The sequence below is a fragment of the Campylobacter insulaenigrae NCTC 12927 genome (assembly GCF_000816185.1).
Classification (GTDB): Bacteria; Campylobacterota; Campylobacteria; order Campylobacterales; family Campylobacteraceae; genus Campylobacter_D; species Campylobacter_D insulaenigrae.
Window position 1 is genome coordinate 217,837 of the sequence record NZ_CP007770.1, and the last position, 25,053, is coordinate 242,889.

Consider the following 25,053-nt stretch of genomic DNA (forward strand, 5'->3'; position numbering starts at 1 on the left):
GCTGATTATATCAAATTCTAAGGTAAAAATGAGAACTATTGATCAAATTTATCAAGCTAAAATTGAAATTAAAAAATCAAATTTCTTAGCTTTTTTATGTCCATATAAAGATTTTAAAAATTTAATAAAAGAGCTTAAAAGTGAGCATTTAAAAGCAGTGCATTTTGTTTATGCTTATAGATATTTAAACGAATACAAACAAATCGTTGAAGATAAAAGTGATGATGGTGAGCCTAAAGGAAGTTCTGCTATGCCTTGTTTAAATGTTTTAAGGGGAGCCTTTCTTATTAATTGTGCGGTAATAGTTGTGCGGTATTTTGGTGGTATAAAACTTGGTGTTGGAGGATTGGTAAGAGCTTATAGCGAAGCCACTAATGCTGTTGTTTTAAATGCGAAACTTTTAGAATTTGAATTAAAACAAGCCTTAAATTTGTGTATTCCTTTTGCAGTTTATTCTAGATTTGAATATTTTTTGAATAAAAATAATATTAATTTTGAGAGAAAATTTACAGAATGTGTAGAATTAACAATTTATGTTAATGAAAAAGAAGAAAAAGATTTTAAAAATTTTGCAAAAGAATTTGAAATTAAAGAAATATAAATCTATAAAAGTAAGCTAAAGCGCTTACTTTTATAATGAATTTAATAAATCTTTTACCATGTCTTTGGAATCAGATTCATTTGTTAAATGTGTTTGGATAGGTGTTTCATTGTGCTGATTTCTAAAGCGATAATTGTAGATATTTGACATATTAGAACTATAAATTCCATGGCCAAATTTATCATGATTTGTGGCTTTAGAAAAAAATTCATCAAATTTAGCACCTTGTTCATTAAGATTTTCATCAATATTTTGATTGAGCAAAGACATAAAATCTTCATTATTTTTCTGAAAATCTTTATAGACACTTTGACTATAACCATATTCTTTAACAGATAAATTATCGTTAATTTGCATGTTATCTCCTTTCATAAATATTGCAAGGAGTAACAAGCAAAAAATATTCCTTAGTCTCCGTGGGTCGGATGATATTCAGCTTCTATTTCATTGTTTTTTATAAATTCTTCTCTGGCTTTGTGGCAGCGTTCGTCTCTAATTTTTCTATAAGCAATTTTGCTTTGTAATTCTTTTTCATTTAATGGGCGTTCTTCTAAAAATGAAATATGAAAATATGTATCATCTTCTTTAGAATAAAGATTATAAAAATCCACATAATCAAAATAATCTTTTTCACTTTGAAAATTCACACTTTCTTCTATATATATAGTAGGACCAAAACCTTTGTGATTTTGTGTAAAATGTCCAAATCCTGCAGCATATTTTATTTTAAATGAATTCATTCTAAACCTCCTAAAAATTCTTCATAACTTCCTTTAAAGTCTGTTAACTGACCATTTTCTAAAAACCATATGCGATTTGCAAAAGCATTAATTAATTCCCTATCGTGACTAATGCAAATCACACAACCTTTAAAATTATATAAAGCTTCTCCTAATGCAATAATACTCTCAAGATCTAAGTGATTATCTGGCTCATCTAAAAGTAAAAAATTTCCTCGTTCTAGCATAAGTTTTGAAAGCATCAGACGATGTTTTTCTCCACCACTTAAACTTGCTGCCACTTTTTCTTGATCATTTCCACTAAAGAGTATTCTTCCAAGACATTTTCGAATTTCATCTAAGTCTTTAAATTTTTCACTCATTAGCCATTCATAAAGTTTTAAATTTTCATTAATTAAATTTGTAGTATCTTGAGCAAAATAACTCATTTCTATAGTAGCACCTATATGAATATTTCCATTATCAGGTTGTAATTTTGATGCGATGATTTTAGCTAAAGTACTTTTTCCAACACCATTTGCACCTATTAAAGCTATTTTATCACCTTTTTCTAATTTTAATTCTAAATTTTCAAATAAAGTTTTATCATAAGCTTTACTTATATTTTTTAATTCTAAAACTTCATTACCTATTTCTCTATTAGCTCTAAAAACTATGCTAGGATCGCGTCTATTTGAAGTTTTAATTTCTTCAAGTTCAAGTTTTTCTAAAGCTTTAGCTCTACTTGTTGCTTGTTTGGCCTTAGAAGCATTTGCACTAAAACGACGAATGAAATTTTCTAATTCTTCTCTTTCTTTTAAGGTTTTATCTCGCTTAAGTTCAGCTTGTTTGGCAAGCAAAGTTGAAGCCATGTACCAATCATCATAATTTCCAGCAAAATCTCGAATTTGTTTAAAATCAACATCTAAAATTCTTGTACAAACTTTATTTAAAAAATGTCTATCATGACTAATCACCACTAAAGTACCATCATGTCTTAAAAGTTCGTTTTCAAGCCAAGATATTGCTTCTAAATCAAGGTTATTTGTGGGTTCATCTAAAAATAAAATATCAGCTCCTAAAAATAAAACTTGAGCTAATAAAACTTTAAATTTATCCGCACTTTGTAAAGTGCTCATTAAAGCGTTAAAATCTTTGATATTTAAAGAGCTAAGAATTTTTTCACATCTAAGTTCGCAATCATAATTTGGGTCTTCTTCTGCGGTAATTATTTCAAGTTCACTTAACCTGTCATTGATTTCATCTGTGAATTCTTCACTCATATAAAGTTTTTCTTTTTCTTTTAGTGCATCATATAATCTTTTATTTGCACACATTACTGTATCTTTTACAGTATAATTTTCAAAAGCAAATTGATCTTGACTTAAAACAGCGATTTTTAAATTTGGATCTATGCATATTTCTCCACTACTTGATTCTATTTCGCCTGAGAGAATTTTTAAAAAGGTTGATTTTCCTGCGCCATTTGCGCCTATAAGTCCATATCTTTCACCACGGTTTAATTTTAAATTTACATCTTCAAATAAAAGTTGGTTTGCAAAACGCATAGTGAGATTTTTAACTTCCACCATGAATATTCCTAAGTTTTTTGCTTGAAATTGTATCAAATAATGAGTATTATTTGAAATCTTTTATAGAAATTTCTTTTAAAAATTTCTTATTATCTTCAAGAAAATCATAAAATACATCTATTGCAAAACCTGTAACAATCTCAATATAAATTTCTGATTCTAATTGTGTTATGTTATAAATTCCTTCTATTTTTATATACTCTGCCATATCAACATCATTAACATCTATTGCTAGGGCTGAAAATAAAAAAGGTGAAGAAGCTTTAACACTGCAATGTCTAATATTTGGAATATTACTGTCAATGATAAATTTAAAATTTTGAAAACCAAAGTTAAAATTTTTAATTCCATTAAAAACTTCAATTTTATTTTTTTCAAAAAATGTAGCTGGTTCAAAATCACTTTGATTTAATTTTTCTTTTATAGCTGTATTAAACATTTCATCATAGTGTGATATATAAAAATCCTTTAATTTCTGGTCTAAAAGAGTGATGATTTTTGGATCATCACATTTTGGTAAAAAATTTGCAAAAACAAAAGTATGAAAAAGTAAGAATAAAATAATTTTTTTCATAGAAAACCTTTAGATTATTTTTGAATTAATTTTCCATTTTCAAATTTTTGCTCGTCTATTATAGCGCCATTTCTATATTTTCTAAAAATACCATTTTTTAAATCATTTTTATATTCTTCTTCTGACATTAAGGCTCCATCTGGATTATATTCTTTAAAAATTCCATCTTTTTTACCATCTTTGTTGTAGTTTTGCTCTGAAACGATATTCCCATTAGAAGCATATAATTTATAAGCACCAATATATTTTCCATTTTTATAAGTTCCTTCGACTTCTATTTTTCCATCGTCATAATAAGATTTAAATTGTCCATCATATTGATTGTTTTTAGTTTGTGCTTCAAGTTGGAGTTGTCCATTTTCAAAATATTGTTTTACAAATCCTTCTTTTTTACCATCTTTATACTCTTCTTCACTTTGTAATTGTCCATTACTAAAAAAAGTTCTTTTTATTCCATGAATTCTAGACTGAGAATTGTAAGGAATTTCTTCTTTAAGATTTCCATTTGTATATTGACTTTGGTTTATTTTGACTGTATCACTCGGTTGTCCTGGAAATTTTTCTCCACCACATGCTACAAATAAACTTGCTAATCCTGCTATAAAAGCAATTTTAATTTTTTTATTCATTTTTTTATCCTTTGATATTATTTTTTCATTTTGTATAATTATTGCTTGCTGTGATTTATTTATGAAAGACCATATTAAACAAACAATCCATACTATTAAAGTCCATCCCAGCAATAAGTTTAAAGCAATAATTGCAAACCAGTTGCTATGTTTTCTACAAAGTGCTATTACTGATGGAAGCATATATAATGTAAATATTATAATAGCTGTAGTATTACCTATTTCTTCAGCACTCACATTTAACTCCTCCTTAATTTTTTAACTTAGATTTTATTTTCAAAATTATAAAAAATAAATATAAAATAAATCTTAAAATAAATAATATTTATATTTTTATATTAAATAAAGAATAAATATTATGTTGTTTGCTTTTAAAGATTATTGAAGTATCTTTACCAAATTATATTTGAAAAAGATATTTAAAATGACAAAACGAGATATAGCAGGCTTTTTAGGTGTTGATGTTCAAACTTTACGGAATTGGAAAAAAACACGTCCTAACCTTTATCGCATAATTATGCAAGGATTGGCTTTTGAAGAAGCTGTCAAGGAAAGTAAAGAATATTATGAAAAACTTTCATCAATTCAAAAAGATGTGCAAAAATATGTATTAAAAAAATAGATTTATTTTTATTGTATAATTTCAGGATTATTTTTTATTTAAGGTTATTGATTGAGTTTGGTTTTATTATCTTTTTTACCTTCTTTGAGTTTTGTTCTAGAAATTTTAGCCTTATGCCTAGCTTATTTTTTTAAACAAAATAAAATCTTTTTCTTACTTTTGTTGATTTTGTGTGCTAGAAGTCTTTCTTTGGTTGCTAGTGAATACCAAGCACATTTGTTTATTTCTATATTTTTACCATTTTCATATGTGCTTTTTGTTTTTTTGCAAGATAGTAAATTAGTTTTTGAAAAAATAAATTTTATTAAATTTACCTATATCATTTTTATTAGCATTATTGCTTTGATTCTTAGCACAAATACAAATTTTAATTCTTATATAACAAGTGAAATTTTTGGTTTTTATAATGGATTTTTTAAGCCTATTAGTGAATTTAGCTATTGTATATTTTGGGTAGGATTTATATTTTTATTATTTTCGTATTTTAAAAACAATGATTTTCATTTTTTATTTGCTTATGTAGGTTTGAGTGTGCAATTTTTATTTTACAATAATGTAGATTTAGGATATTATGAATTTGCATCTTTAGTTTTTATAACTTTTTTGATATATAAAGCTTATAAAATAGCTTTTTTTGACAGCATTACAAATTTACCAAATTTAAAAGCTTTAAGAAGATACTCACAAGGATTAGAAAATTTTCATTTAGCAGTAATTAAACTTAAAAATCTTAATCAAATTCGTGATGATAAGGGATATAAGATGCAAGAGTATGTTTTGCATTCTTTTACTAAAATTCTTAAAAAAGCATTGCATGCTAGAATTTTTAAAGATGAGAGAGATTATTTAATAATTGTTTTTGAAGAAGAAAGTGTAGCGTTTGTGCAGAGCAAATTACAAATGCTAGAGAATTTTATGCAAAAATATATCTTTGAATTTAATGAAGAAAGTGCTAAGTTGGAAATTTCGCTTTGTTTATCAAATGAAAATACTGACATAGAAAAAAGTATTAAGCAAGCTAAAATTGAGCTTAAAAAAATAAAGGAATTATGATGTTAGATTTGATTTTTAGAGAATATGATATTAGAGGTCTTTATCCTAGTGAACTTAACGAAAAGAGTGTTAAAGCTATAGGCTATGCTTTAGGCTTAGTGATGAAAGAAAAAAAATGCCATAAAATTAGTGTGGGTTATGATGCAAGATATAGTGCAAATGAGCTTTTTAATTATTTAATAAGTGGATTAAATAAAGCTGGTATGAAAGTATACAATATAGGATTAGGTCCAACTCCTATGGGATATTTTAGTTTATTTTTTGATGATATGTTTGATGCAAATATTATGATAACAGGATCACATAATCCTAAAGAATACAATGGTTTTAAAATTACTATCAATAAAGAAAGTTTTTTTGGTGAAAATTTAAAAATTCTTTCCAAGAAAGTACAAAAATATTTAAATATAAATATAGAGGATAATTTTCAATGTGAGGCTTATGATATAAAAAATGCGTATATAGATTTCTTAGTTAAGCATTTTAATCATCTTAGAAATTATAAGGAAAAAATTGTTATTGATTGTGCTAATGGAGCCACTGGTGTAATTATTAGACCTTTAACTGAAAAATTAGGTCTTAATGTGCAAATCTTATTCGAAGAAGCAGATGGTAATTTTCCAAATCACGCGCCTGATCCAACGGAACTTGAAAATTTGTATGTCTTACAAGAAGTTTTAAAAAAAGATATGCAAGCGAAAATGGGCTTTGCCTTTGATGGAGATGGAGATCGTTTGGTGGTTGTAAGCGGCGATTATGTTTTTAAAGGTGATGAGCTTTGTTATTTATTTGCTAAAAATATTGAAAATCCTAGAGTTTTAGGGGAAGTAAAATGTTCTAAAAATCTTTTTGATGAAGTGGCTAAATTTGGTTTTATTATGATGGGTAAAACAGGACATTCTAATATCAAAGCAATGATGAAAGAACATAATATAGATTTAGCAGCAGAATTAAGTGGTCATATCTTTTTTAAAGATAGATATTTTGGCTATGATGATGGAATTTATGCATTTTTGAGGACTTTAGAGCTTTTAGCAAAAAATTATAATCTCAAGGCTTTAGTTGATGAACTACCAAAACTTTATGCAAGTGATGAGGTGAAGTTAAAGGTTAGTGAAGAAAATAAGTTCCAAATTATAGAAAAATTTAAAGAAAAAGTAAAAGCTAATATTTTTGAAAATATGCTCGAATGTAATGAAATTGATGGTGTAAGAATTATTTTTGAAAATGGTTGGGCGCTTTTGCGTGCTTCAAATACAAGCCCTTATCTTATTATGAGAACAGAAGCTACAACTAAAGATTTTAAAGATTTTCTTCAAGCAAAAGTGAAAGAAACCTATAAACTTATTTTAAAAGAGCTTGCATAAGCTCATTGCAATCAATGTGGTTTTGGTACAAATATGCTCTTAAAAGCTTAGGAATTTTCGCCTTTCTATAATTTTCTTTAAATTCTTTAGGAATTTTTTCGCAAATAGTAAAAGGAAAAATTAAAGCTTTATTTTGGATATATACAATAGCAATTTTATGAGAAATTACTCCATCGTGTTTTAAAGCTTCTTGGCGTTGTTTGAAGCTTAAAAGTATGCCTAAGCGTTTAAAGCATTTAGCGATCACACTTTCGTGTTTAAAACAAATATAAATTCCACAAAAAACATCAAATTTATTTTCAAAAAACATCAAATCTTTTTCTAAATATTTAAAAGTATTTTTAACTCCATTTTCAAATTTGAGTAAAAATTCATTTGTATAATTAATTCTTATATGATTTCTAAAATATTTTTCATCTTGATTACTTTCATCATTAAAATATTTAATGTTTTCTTGTTTTAAAAAATTTATAATTTCGTTTTTACTAGTATTTAATAAGGGTCTAATGATAGTAAAATTTTCTCTTTGTTCTATGTCTTTAAAGCCCAATAGCTCCACAAAACCAGCACCTTTACTAACTTGCATTAAAAACCATTCAAATTTATCATTTAAATTATGGGCTAAAATTAGATTATCATAATGATATTTTTTGCAAATTTCATTAAAAAAATCATAGCGCACTTGCCTTGCGTTTGCTTCAAAATTTTTTTCTATCTTAGGTGCTATTTTGATAAAAATTTTTTTATTGTATTTTTTAGCTAATTCTTTGGCACTTTGTTCTTCTATATCACTACTTAAGCGTGTTTTATAATTAATAAATATCAAATCAAATTCTATATTTTTTTCTAAAAGTATAAAAAACAAAGCACTAGAATCACTACCATGAGAAAAGGCTAAAAGATTTTTTCCTTGTGTTAAAATATTATAGTATTGTTCTATCATTTTTATAATTTAAATTTTTTATCTACTTTTTAGACATATTTAATATTTTGACTAGTTGTTATTTCTTTCTTAAAGCTTTAGCAATAAGTTTTTTGTCTATATTATCAAGTAACTCACACTCATAAATTTCACCCATAATTAAATCTCCACAATCACTTTCATTAATAAGAATTTCGCCATCAATATTTCTATCCCAGCAAATATCCTTAGCTCCTATAAAAAAGTCACCTTCGCTACTTTTTCCCTCACAAAATGCTAGAATTTTTTTGCCAACTTGTCTTTTGAAACTTGATTCTATGCATTCATCAACAATTTTTTCTATAGTTTTTAATCTTTTATTGATGATTTTGCTAGGAATTTGTTCCATGTTAAAAGCTGCAGTGTCTTCTTCTTTAGAATAGGCAAAAATACTAATCCTATCAAAACTAAATTCTTTTATAAAAGTACATAATTCTTCAAAATCTTCATCTCTTTCACCAGGATGCCCTATTATAAAACCTGTACGCAAAAATGAATTCGGAGCTTGTTTCATTAAATTTAAAAGTTCGATTAATTTTGCTTTATTGGCTCCACGTTTCATAATTTTAAGCATATTATCGCTTATATGTTGTAAAGGCATATCAAAATAATTTACAAAAACTTTTGAATTAATAATCTTTTCTATTACTTCTTTGCTGATGCTTGTTGGATATAAGTATAAAATTCTAGCTGCTTTTATTCCTTGAATACTTTCTATTGATTCAATAAGTTTTAAAAGTCCATTTTTCTGTCCTTGATCAAACAAATATGAGCTTGTATCTTGCGCGATAAAAGAAAAATCTTTATAACCTTTATCAACAAGAGTTTTAACTTCATTGACTATGCTTTTTAAAGATCGAGATTTTAGCTTACCTTTAAAACTAGGTATAGCGCAAAAAGAGCATTGTTGATTACAGCCTTCAGCAATTTTAATAAAAGCATGATAATTTGATCCTGTGATAACACGTTCAGTGTTTTCATTTTGTAAATAAGTAGAATTTGAAAAAAGATTGGTTTTTTTAAGTATCATTTCATCTATTTTTTCATAATCACCAACACCGCTAAAAAGATCTACTTCGGGTAATTCTTTCATTAATTCCTCTTGATAGCGTTGCATTAAGCATCCAGTTACTACTAACAAAGAATCTTTTTTTCTTTGTTCATGTAAATTTAAAATCGCATTAATACTTTCTTTTTTAGCACTTTCTATAAATCCACAAGTATTTACTATCAATACGTCAGCTTTGCTTGGTTCATCGCAAATTTCATATGTATTTAAACATCCAAGCATAATTTCACTATCAACTAAATTTTTATTACAACCTAAAGACATTAAAAAAAGTTTTGACATAATTCTCCTAAATACAATTTTTCAGAATGATAGTATAATATAAAAATAAAAATCAAGGCATTTACAATGAATAAAAAAGTCGGCGTAGTTATTCCCATATATAATGTAGAAAAATATCTAAGAGAATGTTTAGATAGTGTAATCAATCAAACTTATAAAAATTTAGAAATAGTATTAGTTAATGATGGAAGTACAGATGAAAATTCACTTAATATAGCTAAAGAATATACTTTAAAAGATGAAAGATTTATTTTATTTGATAAAGAAAATGGTGGACAAAGCACTGCTAGAAATGTAGGTATAGAATATTTTAGTGGAGAATATAAACTACAAAGTACAAACACAGAAAATGATTTAATAGAATTTAATGTAGAAAATAATCATTACAATATATACAAAGCTTATAAAAGCTCTAAAGTTTTTAATAATGAACAAGATTTAACTAACTTTACTTATCCTATTATAGATTATATTATCTTTTTAGATTCTGATGATTATTGGGAATTAAACTGCATAGAAGAATGTGTTCCTAGAATGGAGGGGGTTGAGATTGTTTGGTTTGATCATTTTTTTTATTATGATGATATAGAAAAACCAGATATAATACCAAGTACTATATTGGAAGGATATGGGTTGAATCATTCAGGTATAATTTCTTTAAAATATTGGCTGGACAGAACTGCTTATATAAAACAAAATTCTTTTTGGTTTGGTTGGCATGGTATGATAAATTTCAATTATCTGAAATTTATTAAACTTAAGTTTCTAGATAAAATTTCGCATGAAGATCATTATTTCGCTAAACTTTTATTTTTTCAATCTAAATATATATTTGTGTTGCTAAAGAAATTATATTTCTATAGACAAAGAACAGACAGTATAATGAGTTCAATAAAAAATCCTAATTTAAATAGTTTAGCTCTGTATAATAATTATATATATAAAGAATTCAAGGATATAAAATTAACAAGACAATATTATCGTCATAGTAGTTTATTTTTAACAGCGGCAATGGTTTTTAAATTTATAGAGGAAAATCAAGATAAACAATATATTGAAATATTTCAATATATTTTTAGTGAAAAATTGAAATTATGGAGAAATGAAATTTTACATTTTCCAGAGAAATGCTTAGGTTTTATATTATATGATATATTTCTTAAATTAATTAATCTTAGCAATTCTGCAGAATATACCTTACATTTTATAAGCGATTTTTTTAAAGATGTAATCATAGATAATAGTTTATATAATAAAAATTTATACGATCAAATAGAATCTAGAGGTTTGAAATTAGTAAGTAAAGCTAATAAAATTTTAAATTTGGAAAATATCATACAAGAAAAAGAAAAATTATTATCATTTCAAACTAAATATGGCACAGCAAGATCCCACATTCAAAATCAACTTTCTTATAAACTAGGTCAAGCTATGATAGTAAATTCTAAATCTTTCTTAGGTTATATAAGAATGCCTTTTGTATTATCTTATATAAAAGATAAACACAAACAAGAACAAAAAATCTATCAAGAAAAAATTAAAAAAGATCTTTCTTTAAAATTACCTTTTTTAGAACAATATCCTGATTATAAAGAAGCTTTAAAAGAAAAAGAATGTTTTACTTATAAACTAGGACAAGCTTTTATATAAGCTAATAAAAATTGGTATAAGGGCGGGTATATCAAATTATGGTTTGAAATTAGGAAGTTGAAAAGGGAATTTAAGCAAAATTAAATAATTTCTTTTTAATTTTTGCTAAAATTAAAAAATTAAATTATATTAAAATTAGAAAGAAAATTTTTATGGATAGTTACGAATATAGTGAGCTTTTAAAAAAGCTTAAAAATAAAGTTGGAAATATCGCTTCTATTATAAAGCCACAAGATATTATGATAAGATTAAAAGAAATAGAAGATTTAGAAAATTCTCCAAATTTTTGGAATGATATTAAGCAAGCTGGCGTTATAGGAAAAGAAAAAACTAAAATAGCTAATTTACTTAAAAAATACGAAAATGCTAATAATACTCTTAATGATGCTAGTGAGCTTTTTGAGCTTGCAAGTAGTGAAAATGATGATGAAACTATAGAAGCTTTGTTTGATGATGCTACAAATTTAGAAGAACTTATAGTAAGTCTTGAAATTTCTATGCTTTTAAGCGGAGAAAATGATAATAAAAATGCCATCGTCTCTATCCACCCTGGTGCAGGTGGCACTGAAAGTAATGATTGGGCTAGTATGCTTTATAGAATGTATTTAAGATTTTGTGAAAGAGAAGGTTTTAAAGTAGAAACTTTGGACTTTCAAGAAGGTGATGAAGCAGGGCTTAAGGATGTGAGTTTTTTAGTTAAGGGTGAGAATGCTTATGGGTATTTAAAAGCTGAAAATGGCATACACCGTCTTGTTAGAACTTCACCTTTTGATAGTGCAGGGCGTCGTCATACTAGCTTTTCTAGTGTGATGGTAAGTCCTGAGCTTGATGATGATATAGAGATAGAGATTGAAGAAAAAGATATAAGGATTGATTATTATAGAGCAAGTGGAGCTGGAGGGCAACATGTTAATAAAACAGAATCAGCTGTAAGAATCACGCATTTTCCAACAGGTATAGTAGTGCAATGTCAAAATGATAGAAGCCAACACAAAAATAAAGCCACAGCCTTTAAAATGCTAAAATCACGTCTTTATGAGCTTGAACTTATGAAGCAACAAGATGAGACCAATGCAAATGAAAAAAGTGAAATAGGTTGGGGCCATCAAATTCGTTCTTATGTGCTTTTTCCTTATCAGCAGGTAAAAGATAATCGTTCTAATGAAGCTTATGCTCAGGTTGATAATATTTTAGATGGGGATATTAAAAAAATAATTGAAGGTGTATTAATTACGCAAAAGTCGCAAAACTAAGATTTGGGGGTTAATATGAGACAAAAAATTTTAGTTTGTATTGATATTTTAGAACCTTGTAAAAATAGTGTAGATTATGGTATATATTTTGCTAAAAAATTAAATTTACCTTTGATGTTTTTATATGTTGTAGAATCAAATTTTACTAATACAGAGCTTGCTTGTAGCTTTGGAATAGGTTCTAGTGGATGCGTGATAGAAGATTTGGTTGAAGAACAAACTCAAAAGAATGAAAATTTATGTAAAGAAAGTAAAAAAATTTTAAAAGAATTGAGTCTTTACGCAAAAGACAAAGGTGTTGCTGAGTGCTTTGGTGTACAAAGAGATGGTGATTTAGAAGAAATTTTAAAAGACTATGATGGTAAGATGAGACTAGTTATAGCTGGATTAAAAGGTAATGGAGAAAAACAAAAGATAGGAAAGCACATAGAAGAATTAGTAAGAGCACTTAACGTGCCAATTTTACTGATAAATTCTGCTTTTAAAGAAATAAAAAGCGTTATGATGGCATATGATGGAAGCCAATTAGCAAAAAAAGCTATAACACAAGCAATACAAGCCCCACTTTTTAAAGATGCAAAGCGTTATGTAGTAAATGTATCTAACGATGAGAAAAATTCTTGGGAATTATTGTTGCAGGCAAATAAACTTTTTAAAGATGCAAATTTAACAATCGAAACTAAGCATCTAAATGGTGAAATTTGTAAAGCTTTGTTTGATTTTCAAGAGCAAAATAATGTAGATTTGCTTATAATGGGTGCGTATTCTCATCATTGGTTAAAAAGTATTCTTTTTGGAAGCTTAACAAATGAAATTTTAACAAAATCTAAAAAACCTTTATTGTTAATACGCTAGTTAGAAAATTACATAAAATAATTAACAAGAAAAATTCCTGATACTATAAGCCATACAAAAAGTACCAAAGCCATAAAAAAAGGTTTAAATCCTGCTTTTAAAATAACATTTCTATGTATATTGACACCTAATGCCACCATAGCAATAGAAAGCAAAAGTGTATCTATAATTGTAATTGTTGATTTTATGTAGGTTATAGCAAAATCAGTATTTAGTATATCTAAAGAACTAATTCCACTTGCTATTAAAAACCATAAAGCAAAATAAGGAATATTATCTTTTATACCAACTTTTTCACCATTTTTATTTAAAAATTTTAAAGAAAAAATTGCAAGAAATATTAAAAATGGAACTAACATTAAAACTCTGATCATTTTTTCAATAACAGCACTATCTCCAGCTTTTATGGCTTCTCCTGCAGCAACTGCATGCGCAACCTCATGTAGCGTAGCTCCCATAAAATATCCCATATGATTTAGATCAAAAAAGTTAAGCCAACCTAAATTCCAAGCAATAGGAAATAAAAACATTCCTAAAGTCCCAAAAACAACTACGGTGCAAATAGCTATACCAACTCTATCTGGACCACCTTTTATTATACTTTCACTAGCCATAACTGCTGCTGCACCACATATACTAGAACCACTACTAATTAACATACTTTCTTTTAAATCAAGTTTGAAAAATTTCCCAAGTAAAAGTCCTATAAAAAATGTAGAAAATACTATTATTAAAGCTACGCAAATACCACCCATTCCAACTTGTTGTATGTCATAAAAAGTAATTCTAAAGCCATAGAGTATTATGCCAAGTCTCAAAACTTGTTTTGTAGCTATATTTAAGATTCCTGTTTTTTTAAGTAAAGTTGTATTTTGATGTGCAAAATTTCCTATCATAGCTCCAATAAGCACTGCTACAATTAAAGCTGAAATCCCATAATTTTTAAAAAATGAAAGTTCTGATACAGCATATGAACAAAATGCTAATACAATTAATAACATAGCACTTTCAAATTTTCTACCTTTGTAAATATTTTTTCTTTTTTTGTGCATATAATTCCTTTTTTTATAATTTCTGTGCAATTTTAGCTTTTTTTAAATGATTAGAAAAATTAATTTTATTTGATATAATGATAAAAAATATTTATCATATTTAAGGACTATTTTGACTTTTAAGCAAATAAAATATTTTCAAGCACTAAGTAAAAATCTAAATTTAAGATCTTGTGCAAAGGAATTAAATATTACTCAAGCTGCACTTTCGTTGGCTATTTTTGAATTAGAAAAAAATTTAAATGTAAAATTATTTGATAGAAATTCAAAATTTCTAAGTTTAAATGAAAAAGGTAAGGTATTTTTAAAACAAATTTCTCCTTTGATTTTTGAATTTGAATGCATACAAAAGCAAATGCAAGATGATAATTTTTACGAATTAAGCATGAAGGTTAGTCAAAATATCGGTATTTATTTACTTTGTGGAGTTTTAGATAAAAAAGATGATAATATAAAATTAGATCTTTCGTTAGATAATAGTAAAAATATCATAAAAAGTGTTTTAGAGAAGGAGATTGATCTTGGCGTAATAGAAGGTATATGTAAAGACAAAGATCTTCGAAAAATTAAAATTTGTGATGATGAATTAATCGTTGTTAGTAAAAATTATTTTAATAAAGATTTTTTTATAGATGAATTAAAAAATTTTAAATGGCTTAGTAGAGAAAAAGGTTCTGGAGCTAGAGAAGTATTTTTAAATGCTCTTCCAAAAGGTGTTGATTTAAAATTAATATATGAATTAAATTCTACAGCTATGATAAAAGAACTTGTAAAAAAAGGAAATTTTTTAGCTGTTTTACCAAAATTTAGCGTAAAAGAAGAACTAGAAAATAAAAAATTATTTCAAATAAGATTAAAAAATTTTAAAATTTCAAGAGAATTGTTTGTGATTTATCATAAAAGCAAGGAACCAAACAAGAAATTTATAAATTTTTGTGAATTTTTAATCAAACAGATTCAAAGAGAATTTTAAGTTAAATTCGCTATATATTTTTTAAATTTTTCTCCTCTTTCTTGATAGGATTTAAATTGGTCCAAACTAGCACAAGCTGGACTTAAAAGAGCAATTTCACCAATTTTTAAATTCTCATTTATTTTATTTACTGCAACATCTAAAAATTTGCAAGAATACGCTTGTATATTTGCTTTTTTTGCTAATGTTAAAATTTTATCTGTATTAGAACCTATGGCATAAAGTTTTATATTTAGTGTTTTCATAAAATTAAATAAATCACTAAGATCTACTCCTTTATCATCTCCACCTATAATAAGATGAATTGATTTTTCTTTGTAGCGTTTTAATGCCGCTAAACTCGCATCTAAATTTGTAGCTTTGGTATCATTTACCCATAGTCTATTTTTATGGTCATTTAATTCTTCTAATTTATCTTTTTCAATTTTAAATTCGTTTAAAAGATCATAAGAGCATCGATCTAATATAATTTTTTCAATACTTAGTGCCATTATTGCATCAAGTAAAAAGGGTGTTTTAAAATTTATTTTTTCTACGTCGATTTCCATTTTGTGGGCAAGTTCGTATTCATCAAAGTAACTTATAATATGAGCTGCACAAGGATAAGTTTCATATTTTTTAGGTAATATTGCAACATCATTTTCATTCATTCGTTTTAATACTTTTAATTTAGCTTCTTCGTATTCTTTAAAATTATTATGCCATGAGAGATGATCAGGACTTATAGGTAAGAGCGCATAAATTTCAGGTTTTGCAACCTTAGTATAAAAAAGCGAGAAAGAAGAACTCTCTAGTATCCATAAATTTGCGTTTGTATCTAAATTTGCTAAAGGTATTCCTATGTTTGCACCCATTTGTGCATTGATATGTTTTAATAAATGATGAGTCATTTGGGTAGTAGTTGTTTTGCCATTTGTGCCACTTATCCATACACTTTTTGGCATAGCATCATAAAAAAAGTCATATTCGCTGATTAAATTTTTTGCATTTTTTATGAGAAAATGATCGTTAGGAAACCCAGGGCTTGGAATTTCTAATGTACTTTTATTAGAATCAAATTCATGTGGTGGTAAAAAAGTGTTGTTAAATTCATCTTTACTAATATCTTTAAAATTATCATCATAGATATCGCAATTTGCGAAGCGTTGCGCAAAAGCTTTTGTAGTTTTTCCATATCCAAAAAGTGAAATTTTCATTATCTTAACTTTATACTAATCAATGCAATGATATTTGCAAGTAGTGCAATCATCCAAAAACGGACAATAATTTTGTTTTCCACCCAACCTACTTTTTCAAAATGATGATGAATTGGTGCCATTTTAAATACTCTTTTATTAAAAATTTTAAAACTACCTACTTGTAAAATTACTGAAATTGTTTCTAAGACGAAAACAAAACCAATCAATAAAAGTAAAATTTCATTTTTACTAACTATACCAAGATAACCTAAAAAAGCACCTATGCTTAAACTTCCGCTATCGCCCATAAAAACTTGCGCAGGATAGCAGTTATACCATAAAAATCCCATCAAAGAACCAATCAAAGCAGCGCTTACTACTACAAGTTCTCCTAGACCTTGAATTTTTGGTAAAAATAAATAAGAGCTATAAATGACATTGCCGCTTAGATATAAAAAAATTCCAAGACTCACCAATGAAAACATTGAAGGAACTGTTGCAAGACCATCTAATCCATCGGTTAGGTTGACAGCATTTGAGCTTGATATCAAAACTAAGACCCATAAAATTAACATAAAAATACTACCATCAAATAAGGCATATTTATAAAGTGGTAGATAAAATTCGGTATTTATATTCATTATATAAAGCAACACGACACAAATTAAAGCAGCACCAAATTGACTAAATAATTTCATTTTTGGACTAAGTCCTGCATGATTGTCTTTTTTTAAAATTTTACCTAAATCATCAATTAAACCTATACCACAGAATAAAATCAAACACAACAAACCTACTATTACATAAAAATTATTTAAATCAGCGCATATAACACTTGCAATAATGGTAGCGAATATAAAAATCAACCCTCCCATTGTTGGAGTGTGGCATTTTACTTGGTGAGATTGTGGAGCGTATTGGTAAATTGGTTGGTTTGCTTTTTTATTTTGCGCCCATTTAATAAATCGTGGCATAAAATATAAACTTAAAAATAATGCAATAAAAAAAGCAAATCCAGCTCGCACACTTATGTAAGAAAAAAACATATAATCAGTATAATTTGTAAGATAAAGCAAAATTTTAACCTTATGTTTGTTTTTTGAAAGCATAATTTTAGTAAAATCATAATAAATAAATCATAAAAAAGAGTAAAAAATGAGTCAAAAATGTGTTTTAATAATAACAGATGGTATAGGATATAACGATAATCAAGAATTTAATGCATTTTTTCATGCCAAAAAACCAACATATGATGAGCTTTTTAAGAATACTCCAAATGTTTTAATTAAGACAAGTGGTTTAGCTGTCGGTTTGCCTGAAGGTCAGATGGGAAATAGCGAAGTAGGACATATGTGTATAGGTAGTGGTCGTGTAATCTATCAAAATTTAGTAAAAATTAATCAAGCAATTGATGATAATACCATAAGAGAAAATAATGCTTTGCAAAATCTTTTGAATAAATCTGAGAGAATTCATGTTATAGGTCTTTATAGTGATGGAGGTGTGCATTCTATGCATACACATTTTGATGCCCTTTTGAAAATTTGCAAGCAAGAAAATAAAGAAGTGTTTGCTCATGCAATTAGTGATGGAAGAGATTGTTCTCCAAAATCAGGTTTGGATTTTATTAGAAGATTATATGATTTTTGTAAAGATGAAAATATATGTTTAGCTTCTTTATCTGGTAGATTTTATGCCATGGATAGAGATAAACGTTATGAGAGAATAAAAACGTATTATGATGCTTTACTAGCAAAAGCTCAAATAAGTGATGATTTTTTGCAATTTATACAAGAAAACTATGATAAAAATATCACCGATGAATTTCTAACTCCTGTGATTAATCCTACATTTGATGGAATCAGACCAGATGATGGTATAATTTTTATCAATTTTAGAAATGATAGAATGCGTCAGTTAGTTCAAGCATTAACCCAAGAAGATTTTAATGAATTTGGTAGAGAATGTATTTTTCGTAATGCAATTACCATGAGTTTATATGATGAAAATTTTAATTTACCTGTGATGTTTGAAAAAGAAGAGTTAAAAAATACTTTAGCTGCCACTATAGCAAAGGCAAATTTAACGCAACTTCATACAGCTGAAACAGAAAAATATGCCCATGTAACATTCTTTTTCAATGGAGGTAAAGAAGAAGTAGAGATCAATGAAACTCGTGTTTTAATTCCAAGCCCAAAGGTAAAAACCTATGATCAACAACCTCAAATGAGTATAGAAGAAGTGAGTGATGAGGTTGTTAAAGGTATTAACAGCGGTATAGATTTTATTGTTGTAAATTTTGCAAATGGTGATATGGTAGGTCATACAGGAAATTTTGAAGCAGCAATTAAGGCTGTAGAAAGTGTTGATATGTGTTTAGGAAAAGTAATTAAAGTTGCTAGAGAAAATAATTATGCTTTCATTATAACCTCTGATCATGGTAATTGTGAAGAGATGAGGGATAAAAATAAAAATATGCTGACAAATCATACCACTTTTGATGTATTTGCTTTTGTAGAGGCAAGTGGGGTGAATAAATTAAAAAATAATAAAGGACTTAGTAATATTGCTGCTAGTGTGCTTAAAATCTTAGATTTGCCAATTCCAAAAGAAATGGATGAGGCTTTATTTTAATTCAAAGGAGAATAATGAAATTTAGTGGAAAAAATGTATTAATTACAGGTGCAAGTAAAGGTATAGGTGCTGCTATAGTTAAAGAATTATCAAGTTATGGTTTAAAAGTTTGGATTAATTATAGAAGTAAGCCTGAACTTGCTGATGCACTTAAAGAAGAAATAGAAAAAAATGGTGGTGTAGCAGCTGTAATAAAATTTGATGCTAGTATAGAAGAAGAATTTATAAATGCAATTGCTACAATTGTAGAAAGTGATGGTGAATTGAGTTATTTAGTAAATAATGCTGGTATCACAAATGATAAATTGGCACTTAGAATGAGCATGCAAGATTTTTCATCGGTAATTAATGCTAATTTAAATTCGAGTTTTTTAGGATGTAGAGAAGCCTTAAAAACTATGAGCAAAAAACGTTTTGGAGCAGTTGTAAATATAGCTTCCATTGTAGGTGAGATGGGAAATGCAGGTCAAACAAATTATAGTGCAAGTAAAGGAGGTATGATAGCTCTTACTAAATCTTTTGCTAAAGAAGGTGCTGCTAGAAATATAAGATATAATTGTATTACCCCAGGATTTATTAAAAGCGATATGACTGATGTTTTGAGTGAAGAAATAAAACAGCATTATATTAATAATATTCCTCTAAAACGTCTTGCAGAAGCTAGTGAAGTAGCGCAAGCTGTAGCTTTTTTACTAAGTGATTCTTCTTCTTACATAACAGGAGAGACTTTAAAAGTAAATGGTGGTCTTTACATGTAATTAAGCAAGGTTATCCTTGCTTAATGTTTCTATTGTGACAATGGCTATAGCAAATCCACCATCATGAGCCATGCTAACGCTACTTGATTTTATATTAAAATTTTTTATAACTTTTTGTGAAAAATCAATATAAGGGGCATTTTTATCATCTTTGGAAATGATGATATCAAAAAAAGAACACTCTTTAGAAATTCCAACTCCTAAAGCTTTAGAAGCAGCTTCTTTAATTGCCCAAAACCCTGCTAAGGTATTGGAATTTTTAATATATGTTTGTTCTTTCTTGGATAGAAATTTATCCAAGAAAAATGTTTTGTGTCTATTGTAAATCTTCTCTATACGAGAACATGCAACTATATCACATCCAACCATTAAGAAACGACAAAATCTGTAAAATAAATATTTTTAATAAAACCATCGGTCAAAACTTCATTGATTTTACCAGTTAATTCATCTTTTAGTCTTTCTTTTCCTTTGGTCGTACTAACTTCTTCAAATGTTTTAGAAGTTAAAGTTCTAATAATAATATCCCTAATGATTGCACTTTTTTTATCTAATTCAGGAGTAAGTGTTTCGACATTTTGCTCTAGTTGAATAGTGCATTTAACATATCTAGCTCCACCATCACTAAGTAAATTTAAAGTAAAAGGTGCTAAGGGATACATTACACCAATATTTGTATAATCACTTCCTCTTGCAGCTACAGAATTTGTTTTTTTAGGTGTTTGCATAGTTTGAGTTTGATTTTCAGTTTGTGGGGTAGGATTTTCTTCAGGACTACCACTAAACATTAAGTAAGCTATAGCTCCTATAATGATTAATAAAAAAACAAATAAAAATACAACAATAATAATAACTAAAGTATTTCCACCTTTTTTTTTGGTTTGAGCTTGTTCATCCATCATTTCATCTGCCATATTATTCCTTTTGCATTTTATAAAACTGTAATTGTATCAAATTATTCTATAATATAAATTGATATGCTTATTTTATTTTTTGTAAATGTCTATACACACTTGGTTCGGATATATTTAAAATTTCTGCTACCTTTGGTATAATACCTTTTACATTAAACACTCCTTTTTCGTAAAAACTCGCTATTATTTTTTGCTTTTCTTTGGGTTTTAAATTTTTATTTTTAAAATTTTCTATACTCATACCAGTGATATCTTTTATTAATTCTTCTAAATTTAATTTTATATATTCTTTATTTTCAACTTCATCATTTGGATTATCATAAATACAAGCTAGGTTTAAAATTTCATCAGATATTTTTTTAAAAGCTGTTGTGTCATGATTAATACAAAGCAATCCTTCTAATTTTTCATCTTTTTTTATGAAAAAGGTTGATCCACTCATTGATTTTGAATTTTCATCTGAAGTTTTATAATGTGTAATATAATCACGCTCAAGATAAGTTTTGTTTTTAATCATCTCCATAGCAATACCAGTAAGTGGTGAATTTATAGTCCTTTTGCTAATATGATTATTAGCAATTTCTGCTATATTTGCCCCATCTTCACTAACATCATGTAAGACAATCTCATAATTTCTCCCTAGTGTGTCTGCTAGAAATTTCACTAGCTTAATGTAATAAGCTTTAGTATTTTTATTCATGTTTTTGCCCTTTTTTATAGTAAAATTGCGGTAATTTTAATATAAAATAGAAAAAATATACTTAAAAAACAAAAAGAATATTTTGTTTAGCTATTAAATTCAAAGATAATTTATCTTGATTAATATTATTTTTATATTTTATTGATATAATTTATCAAATAATAAAAATTATTATTTAAAGGAGAAAAAATATGAAAAAATTAACTAATGATTTCGGAAATATAGTTGCAGATAATCAAAATTCATTAAGTGCTGGTGCTAAAGGCCCACTTTTAATGCAAGATTATCTTTTACTTGAAAAACTTGCTCATCAAAATAGAGAAAGAATTCCTGAAAGAACGGTTCATGCTAAAGGAAGTGGTGCTTATGGTGAGCTCAAAATAACTAAGGATATTTCACAATATACTAAAGCAAAAGTTTTACAGCTTGGAGAAACTACTCCTTTGTTTATAAGATTTTCAACTGTTGCTGGTGAAATGGGAGCTGCTGACGGAGAGCGTGATGTTAGAGGTTTTGCAATTAAATTTTATACCAAAGAAGGAAATTGGGATTTAGTTGGTAATAATACTCCTACATTTTTTATAAGAGATGCTTATAAATTTCCAGATTTTATTCATACTCAAAAAAGAGATCCAAGAAGTCATTTAAGAAGCAATAATGCAGCCTGGGATTTTTGGACGCTTTGTCCAGAAAGCTTGCATCAAGTAACTATTTTAATGAGTGATAGAGGTATTCCTGCTAGTTATCGTCACATGCATGGTTTTGGTAGTCATACTTATAGTTTAATTAATGATAAAAATGAAAGATTTTGGGTTAAATTTCATTTTAAAACTCAACAAGGTATTAAAAATTTAACCAATGAAGAAGCTGCAAAAATTGTAGCAAACGATAGAGAAAGTCATCAAAGGGATTTATTTAATGCGATTGAAAAAGGAGAATTTCCGAAATGGACTTTCCAAATTCAAATTTTAAAAGAAGATGAGGTGGAAAAATTAGGATTTAATCCTTTTGATTTAACTAAAGTTTGGCCTCATAGTAAAGTTCCTTTGATTGAAGTTGGAGAATTGGTGCTTAATAAAAATGTTCAAAATTATTTTAATGAGGTAGAACAGGCTGCATTTAGTCCAAGTAATATTGTTCCAGGCATTAGTTTTAGTCCTGATAAAATGCTTCAAGCTAGAATTTTTTCATATCCAGATGCGCACAGATATCGCATAGGAACAAATTATCATTTACTCCCTGTTAATCGCTCAAGGAGTGAAGTTAATACCTATAATGTTGCAGGGGCTATGAATTTTGATACTTATAAAAATGGTTTGGCTTATTATGAACCAAATAGTTATGATGATAGTCCAAAAGAAGATAAAAATTTCCTTGAGCCTGATTTGAAACTAGAAGGTGATGCGCAAAGATATGCACCACTTGATGATGATTTTTATACCCAGCCAAGAGCTTTGTTTGATTTAATGAGTGAAAAACAAAAAGAACAATTATTTAAAAATATTGCTGCTTCTATGGAGGGAGTTGATGAAAAAATTATACAAAGAGCATTAAATCATTTTGAAAAAATTTCAAATGTATATGCAAATGGAGTTAAAAAGGCTTTAAATAAATAATTTTTACTTGCTACCTTTTTATAAAGGTGGCAAACTAAAGATTATAAAGGAAAAATATGTTTAATAATGAAGAAGAACAAAGAATTCAAGAGCTTTGTACTATGGCTTTTGATTTTGCAAGAAAAAATGACTTAGAAAATTTAAAGATTATGATAGAAGCAGGCTTGAGTGTTAATTTAAAAAATCATAAGGGTGATAGTCTTTTAATGCTTTCAAGTTATCACAATTCTTATGAATGTGCTCAATTTCTTTTAGAAAATGGTGCTAGGGTAGATGATAAAAACGATAAGGGTCAAACTCCATTAGCTGGAGTGTGTTTTAAAGGATATCTTCCTATGTGTAAACTTTTAGTTCATTATGGAGCTAATATTGATGAGAATAACGGTTTAGGTATGACACCATTTAGTTTTGCAGTAATGTTTGGACATAGAGAAATTGTGGAATTTTTAGCACAAAATTCTAAAAAAAGTTTCCTTAAAAAATTAGCTTTTTTTGTGTTAAAAGTTTTTAAAAGAAAGAAAAATTAAAGCAATTAATAGAATAAAAATTATAAAATAATCTTAAAAATTTAAGGATTATTTTATGCAAGAAAAAAAAGAAAAATTATGGGGTGGACGTTTCGATTTACCTACAAATAAATTAGTTGAAGAATATACTGCATCTTTATTGGTAGAACCAAGACTTGCCCCATTTGATATACAAGGTAGTGTTGTTCATTGTACCATGCTTGCAAATCAAAAAATCATAGATAAGAATGAAGCAGATATTATCATTAAAGCTTTAGGGCAAGTTAAAGAAGAAATTCAAAACAATACTTTTATTTTTGATACGGCTGATGAAGATATTCATATGGCTGTGGAAAAAAGAATGACACAAATTGCAGGAAGTGTTGGCGGAAAACTTCATACTGCAAGAAGCAGAAATGATCAAACAACGCTTGATTCTAAAATGCATATGAGAGCAACAATCAAAGTAATTTTAGAGCAAATTTTAAATTTACAAAATGAAATTATTAATCAAGCATTAAAAAATATTACAGCTATTATGCCTGGTTATACTCATTTGCAAACTGCTCAACCTATTTTATTTTCTCATTGGATTATGGCTTATTTTTGGATGTTAAGTAGAGATTATTCTCGTTTTGTAAATTTATATGAAAGAATGGAAGAGTGTCCTTTGGGAGCAGCAGCACTTGGTGGAACTACTTTTGATATAGATAGACATTTTTGCGCTAGAGAATTAGGTTTTACTAAACCGACTGAAAATAGCATTGATAGCGTTAGTGATAGAGATCATATGATAGAATTTACTTCTGTGGCAGCAATGTGTTTTACGCATCTTAGCCGTTTTTGTGAGGAGATAATTCTTTTTTCAAGTCAAGATTTAAAGTTTATAGAATTAAGCGATGATTTTTGCACAGGTTCAAGTATTATGCCACAAAAGAAAAATCCAGATGTGGCTGAAAAAATGCGTGGTAAAACAGGTAGAATGTATGGTAATGTTATGGCAATGTTAACTATCATGAAAGGATTGCCACTTGCTTATAATACTGATATGAGTGAAGATAAGGCTCAAGTGTATGATTCTATGGATACTTTAGTAGATAGTTTAAATATTTTAACACCTATGATAGCAAAAATGCAAATTTGTGCTGAAAATATGTACAAAGCAGCTGCAAATGGTTTTTCTAATGCTACTGATATGGCTGATTATTTAGTAAGAAAAAATATACCTTTTAGAGAAGCTCATAGTATAGTAGGTAAAGCTGTGAATTATTGTATTAAGTGTAAAAAAATGCTTGAAGAACTTAGCATAGAAGAATTTCGTCAGTTTAATGAAAATATTCAAGAAGATATTTATGAGGCAATTGCTTTACAAACTTGCGTGGATGCAAGAAATTCTTATGGTGGTACGGGAACTAAAGTAGTCTTAGAACAAATTGAATATGCAAAAGAACTTTTAAGTAGAAATAAAAATAAATCATAAAAGGCAAAGATTAAT

At 27.4% G+C, this 25,053-nt stretch carries 25 protein-coding genes and 1 pseudogene; 13 read left to right on the plus strand and 13 right to left on the minus strand.

Annotated features, from left to right (window positions below):
• The first annotated feature begins 28 nt into the window (after positions 1-28).
• Positions 29-601, plus strand: coding sequence for an IMPACT family protein (locus CINS_RS01240; protein WP_039649163.1), 573 nt, complete (start codon positions 29-31; stop codon positions 599-601).
• A gap of 30 nt (positions 602-631) precedes the next feature.
• Here CINS_RS01240 and CINS_RS01245 read toward each other — a convergent pair whose 3' ends face one another.
• The 5 genes from CINS_RS01245 to CINS_RS01265 are packed head-to-tail and all read right to left on the minus strand — an operon-like array spanning position 632 to position 4,352.
• Positions 632-958 (minus strand): hypothetical protein, encoded by a 327-nt coding sequence (locus tag CINS_RS01245; protein ID WP_039649164.1) that lies wholly within the window; start codon positions 956-958, stop codon positions 632-634.
• A gap of 50 nt (positions 959-1,008) precedes the next feature.
• Complete coding sequence (locus CINS_RS01250) at positions 1,009-1,341, minus strand: hypothetical protein (protein WP_039649165.1); 333 nt, start codon at positions 1,339-1,341, stop codon at positions 1,009-1,011.
• Positions 1,338-2,912 carry an ABC-F family ATP-binding cassette domain-containing protein gene (locus tag CINS_RS01255; RefSeq protein WP_039649167.1) on the minus strand — a complete coding sequence of 525 codons (1,575 nt, stop codon included), beginning with the start codon at positions 2,910-2,912 and terminating at the stop codon, positions 1,338-1,340. The genes CINS_RS01250 and CINS_RS01255 overlap by 4 nt, the downstream gene beginning before the upstream one ends.
• 46 nt (positions 2,913-2,958) lie before the next feature.
• A complete protein-coding gene (locus CINS_RS01260; protein WP_039649168.1) occupies positions 2,959-3,486 on the minus strand; it encodes a hypothetical protein in 528 nt (175 codons plus the stop codon).
• Between the two features lie 14 nt (positions 3,487-3,500).
• Positions 3,501-4,352: a superinfection immunity protein gene (locus CINS_RS01265; RefSeq protein WP_052251933.1), complete on the minus strand. Its 852-nt coding sequence runs from the start codon at positions 4,350-4,352 to the stop codon at positions 3,501-3,503.
• Between the two features lie 187 nt (positions 4,353-4,539).
• Between CINS_RS01265 and CINS_RS01275 the strand changes: the two genes are divergently transcribed.
• The 3 genes from CINS_RS01275 to CINS_RS01285 are packed head-to-tail and all read left to right on the plus strand — an operon-like array spanning position 4,540 to position 7,157.
• Positions 4,540-4,737 (plus strand): hypothetical protein, encoded by a 198-nt coding sequence (locus tag CINS_RS01275; protein ID WP_052251934.1) that lies wholly within the window; start codon positions 4,540-4,542, stop codon positions 4,735-4,737.
• A gap of 51 nt (positions 4,738-4,788) precedes the next feature.
• Complete coding sequence (locus CINS_RS01280) at positions 4,789-5,790, plus strand: diguanylate cyclase domain-containing protein (protein WP_039649170.1); 1,002 nt, start codon at positions 4,789-4,791, stop codon at positions 5,788-5,790.
• Positions 5,790-7,157: a phosphomannomutase/phosphoglucomutase gene (locus tag CINS_RS01285; RefSeq protein ID WP_039649171.1), complete on the plus strand. Its 1,368-nt coding sequence runs from the start codon at positions 5,790-5,792 to the stop codon at positions 7,155-7,157. Before CINS_RS01280 ends, CINS_RS01285 begins: the two co-directional genes overlap by 1 nt.
• Here CINS_RS01285 and tilS read toward each other — a convergent pair.
• Both tilS and rimO read right to left on the minus strand, forming a co-directional pair.
• On the minus strand, positions 7,135-8,100 hold the full coding sequence (gene tilS, locus CINS_RS01290) for a tRNA lysidine(34) synthetase TilS (RefSeq protein ID WP_126437483.1): 966 nt from the start codon (positions 8,098-8,100) through the stop codon (positions 7,135-7,137). The two genes, CINS_RS01285 and tilS, sit on opposite strands and share 23 nt — an antisense overlap.
• A 58-nt stretch (positions 8,101-8,158) precedes the next feature.
• Positions 8,159-9,469 carry a 30S ribosomal protein S12 methylthiotransferase RimO gene (rimO, locus tag CINS_RS01295; RefSeq protein WP_039649174.1) on the minus strand — a complete coding sequence of 437 codons (1,311 nt, stop codon included), beginning with the start codon at positions 9,467-9,469 and terminating at the stop codon, positions 8,159-8,161.
• Positions 9,470-9,535: 66 nt separating this feature from the next.
• Between rimO and CINS_RS08045 the strand changes: the two are divergent.
• From CINS_RS08045 to CINS_RS01310, 3 genes and pseudogenes are all read left to right on the plus strand, one after another.
• A pseudogene (locus CINS_RS08045) lies at positions 9,536-10,067 on the plus strand (glycosyltransferase family 2 protein); the annotation flags it as partial.
• A 1,204-nt stretch (positions 10,068-11,271) separates the two neighbouring features.
• Complete coding sequence (gene prfB, locus CINS_RS01305; protein ID WP_039649175.1) at positions 11,272-12,372, plus strand: peptide chain release factor 2; 1,101 nt, start codon at positions 11,272-11,274, stop codon at positions 12,370-12,372.
• 15 nt (positions 12,373-12,387) lie between these two features.
• Entirely contained in the window at positions 12,388-13,227 is an 840-nt protein-coding gene (locus tag CINS_RS01310) for a universal stress protein (protein WP_039649177.1), read from the plus strand.
• 8 nt (positions 13,228-13,235) lie between these two features.
• Here the strand turns inward: CINS_RS01310 and CINS_RS01315 are convergent, their stop codons facing one another.
• Positions 13,236-14,279, minus strand: a complete 1,044-nt coding sequence (locus tag CINS_RS01315) for a YeiH family protein (protein ID WP_052251935.1) — start codon at positions 14,277-14,279, stop codon at positions 13,236-13,238.
• A 112-nt stretch (positions 14,280-14,391) separates the two neighbouring features.
• On the opposite strand from CINS_RS01315, the gene CINS_RS01320 reads away from it, so the two are divergent.
• Positions 14,392-15,252 (plus strand): LysR family transcriptional regulator, encoded by an 861-nt coding sequence (locus CINS_RS01320; RefSeq protein WP_052251936.1) that lies wholly within the window; start codon positions 14,392-14,394, stop codon positions 15,250-15,252.
• Here the strand turns inward: CINS_RS01320 and murD are convergent.
• Together murD and mraY are read right to left on the minus strand one after the other, a co-directional pair.
• A complete protein-coding gene (gene murD, locus CINS_RS01325) occupies positions 15,249-16,448 on the minus strand; it encodes a UDP-N-acetylmuramoyl-L-alanine--D-glutamate ligase (RefSeq protein ID WP_039649179.1) in 1,200 nt (399 codons plus the stop codon). The two genes, CINS_RS01320 and murD, sit on opposite strands and share 4 nt — an antisense overlap.
• Positions 16,448-17,539, minus strand: coding sequence for a phospho-N-acetylmuramoyl-pentapeptide-transferase (gene mraY, locus CINS_RS01330; protein ID WP_414973611.1), 1,092 nt, complete (start codon positions 17,537-17,539; stop codon positions 16,448-16,450). Before mraY ends, murD begins: the two co-directional genes overlap by 1 nt.
• Before the next feature lie 46 nt (positions 17,540-17,585).
• On the opposite strand from mraY, the gene gpmI reads away from it, so the two are divergent.
• Positions 17,586-19,064, plus strand: coding sequence for a 2,3-bisphosphoglycerate-independent phosphoglycerate mutase (gpmI, locus tag CINS_RS01335; protein WP_039649186.1), 1,479 nt, complete (start codon positions 17,586-17,588; stop codon positions 19,062-19,064).
• A 14-nt stretch (positions 19,065-19,078) separates the two neighbouring features.
• Entirely contained in the window at positions 19,079-19,822 is a 744-nt protein-coding gene (fabG, locus tag CINS_RS01340) for a 3-oxoacyl-ACP reductase FabG (protein ID WP_039649188.1), read from the plus strand.
• Here fabG and acpS read toward each other — a convergent pair whose 3' ends face one another.
• From acpS to CINS_RS01355, 3 genes are all read right to left on the minus strand, one after another.
• On the minus strand, positions 19,823-20,191 hold the full coding sequence (gene acpS, locus CINS_RS01345) for a holo-ACP synthase (RefSeq protein ID WP_039649190.1): 369 nt from the start codon (positions 20,189-20,191) through the stop codon (positions 19,823-19,825).
• Positions 20,191-20,736 carry a flagellar basal body-associated protein FliL gene (fliL, locus tag CINS_RS01350; RefSeq protein ID WP_039649194.1) on the minus strand — a complete coding sequence of 182 codons (546 nt, stop codon included), beginning with the start codon at positions 20,734-20,736 and terminating at the stop codon, positions 20,191-20,193. Before fliL ends, acpS begins: the two co-directional genes overlap by 1 nt.
• Positions 20,737-20,803: 67 nt before the next feature.
• Entirely contained in the window at positions 20,804-21,436 is a 633-nt protein-coding gene (locus CINS_RS01355; protein WP_039649195.1) for a YheO-like PAS sensor domain-containing protein, read from the minus strand.
• Positions 21,437-21,627: 191 nt separating this feature from the next.
• Between CINS_RS01355 and CINS_RS01360 the strand changes: the two genes are divergently transcribed.
• Genes CINS_RS01360 through argH form a run of 3 tightly spaced genes read left to right on the plus strand, consistent with a single transcriptional unit; the run spans position 21,628 to position 25,038 of the window.
• Entirely contained in the window at positions 21,628-23,052 is a 1,425-nt protein-coding gene (locus CINS_RS01360; RefSeq protein WP_039649196.1) for a catalase, read from the plus strand.
• A 56-nt stretch (positions 23,053-23,108) separates the two neighbouring features.
• Positions 23,109-23,579 (plus strand): ankyrin repeat domain-containing protein, encoded by a 471-nt coding sequence (locus CINS_RS01365; protein ID WP_039649198.1) that lies wholly within the window; start codon positions 23,109-23,111, stop codon positions 23,577-23,579.
• A gap of 55 nt (positions 23,580-23,634) precedes the next feature.
• Positions 23,635-25,038 (plus strand): argininosuccinate lyase, encoded by a 1,404-nt coding sequence (gene argH / locus CINS_RS01370; protein ID WP_039649199.1) that lies wholly within the window; start codon positions 23,635-23,637, stop codon positions 25,036-25,038.
• The last annotated feature ends 15 nt before the right edge of the window (positions 25,039-25,053 follow it).

Excerpts from the sequence above, each read along its gene's own strand:
- acpS (WP_039649190.1), bottom strand. The coding sequence starts at position 20,191 with ATGGTTGGATGTGATATAGTTGCATGTTCTCGTATAGAGAAGATTTAC.
- CINS_RS01245 (WP_039649164.1), bottom strand. The coding sequence starts at position 958 with ATGCAAATTAACGATAATTTATCTGTTAAAGAATATGGTTATAGTCAA.
- gpmI (WP_039649186.1), top strand. The coding sequence starts at position 17,586 with ATGAGTCAAAAATGTGTTTTAATAATAACAGATGGTATAGGATATAAC.
- CINS_RS01365 (WP_039649198.1), top strand. The coding sequence starts at position 23,109 with ATGTTTAATAATGAAGAAGAACAAAGAATTCAAGAGCTTTGTACTATG.
- CINS_RS01260 (WP_039649168.1), bottom strand. The coding sequence starts at position 3,486 with ATGAAAAAAATTATTTTATTCTTACTTTTTCATACTTTTGTTTTTGCA.
- prfB (WP_039649175.1), top strand. The coding sequence starts at position 11,272 with ATGGATAGTTACGAATATAGTGAGCTTTTAAAAAAGCTTAAAAATAAA.
- CINS_RS01240 (WP_039649163.1), top strand. The coding sequence starts at position 29 with ATGAGAACTATTGATCAAATTTATCAAGCTAAAATTGAAATTAAAAAA.
- CINS_RS01255 (WP_039649167.1), bottom strand. The coding sequence starts at position 2,912 with ATGGTGGAAGTTAAAAATCTCACTATGCGTTTTGCAAACCAACTTTTA.
- CINS_RS01360 (WP_039649196.1), top strand. The coding sequence starts at position 21,628 with ATGAAAAAATTAACTAATGATTTCGGAAATATAGTTGCAGATAATCAA.
- argH (WP_039649199.1), top strand. The coding sequence starts at position 23,635 with ATGCAAGAAAAAAAAGAAAAATTATGGGGTGGACGTTTCGATTTACCT.
- rimO (WP_039649174.1), bottom strand. The coding sequence starts at position 9,469 with ATGTCAAAACTTTTTTTAATGTCTTTAGGTTGTAATAAAAATTTAGTT.
- CINS_RS01250 (WP_039649165.1), bottom strand. The coding sequence starts at position 1,341 with ATGAATTCATTTAAAATAAAATATGCTGCAGGATTTGGACATTTTACA.
- CINS_RS01315 (WP_052251935.1), bottom strand. The coding sequence starts at position 14,279 with ATGCACAAAAAAAGAAAAAATATTTACAAAGGTAGAAAATTTGAAAGT.
- fabG (WP_039649188.1), top strand. The coding sequence starts at position 19,079 with ATGAAATTTAGTGGAAAAAATGTATTAATTACAGGTGCAAGTAAAGGT.
- CINS_RS01310 (WP_039649177.1), top strand. The coding sequence starts at position 12,388 with ATGAGACAAAAAATTTTAGTTTGTATTGATATTTTAGAACCTTGTAAA.
- CINS_RS01275 (WP_052251934.1), top strand. The coding sequence starts at position 4,540 with ATGACAAAACGAGATATAGCAGGCTTTTTAGGTGTTGATGTTCAAACT.
- tilS (WP_126437483.1), bottom strand. The coding sequence starts at position 8,100 with ATGATAGAACAATACTATAATATTTTAACACAAGGAAAAAATCTTTTA.
- fliL (WP_039649194.1), bottom strand. The coding sequence starts at position 20,736 with ATGGCAGATGAAATGATGGATGAACAAGCTCAAACCAAAAAAAAAGGT.
- murD (WP_039649179.1), bottom strand. The coding sequence starts at position 16,448 with ATGAAAATTTCACTTTTTGGATATGGAAAAACTACAAAAGCTTTTGCG.
- CINS_RS01285 (WP_039649171.1), top strand. The coding sequence starts at position 5,790 with ATGTTAGATTTGATTTTTAGAGAATATGATATTAGAGGTCTTTATCCT.
- CINS_RS01355 (WP_039649195.1), bottom strand. The coding sequence starts at position 21,436 with ATGAATAAAAATACTAAAGCTTATTACATTAAGCTAGTGAAATTTCTA.
- mraY (WP_414973611.1), bottom strand. The coding sequence starts at position 17,539 with ATGCTTTCAAAAAACAAACATAAGGTTAAAATTTTGCTTTATCTTACA.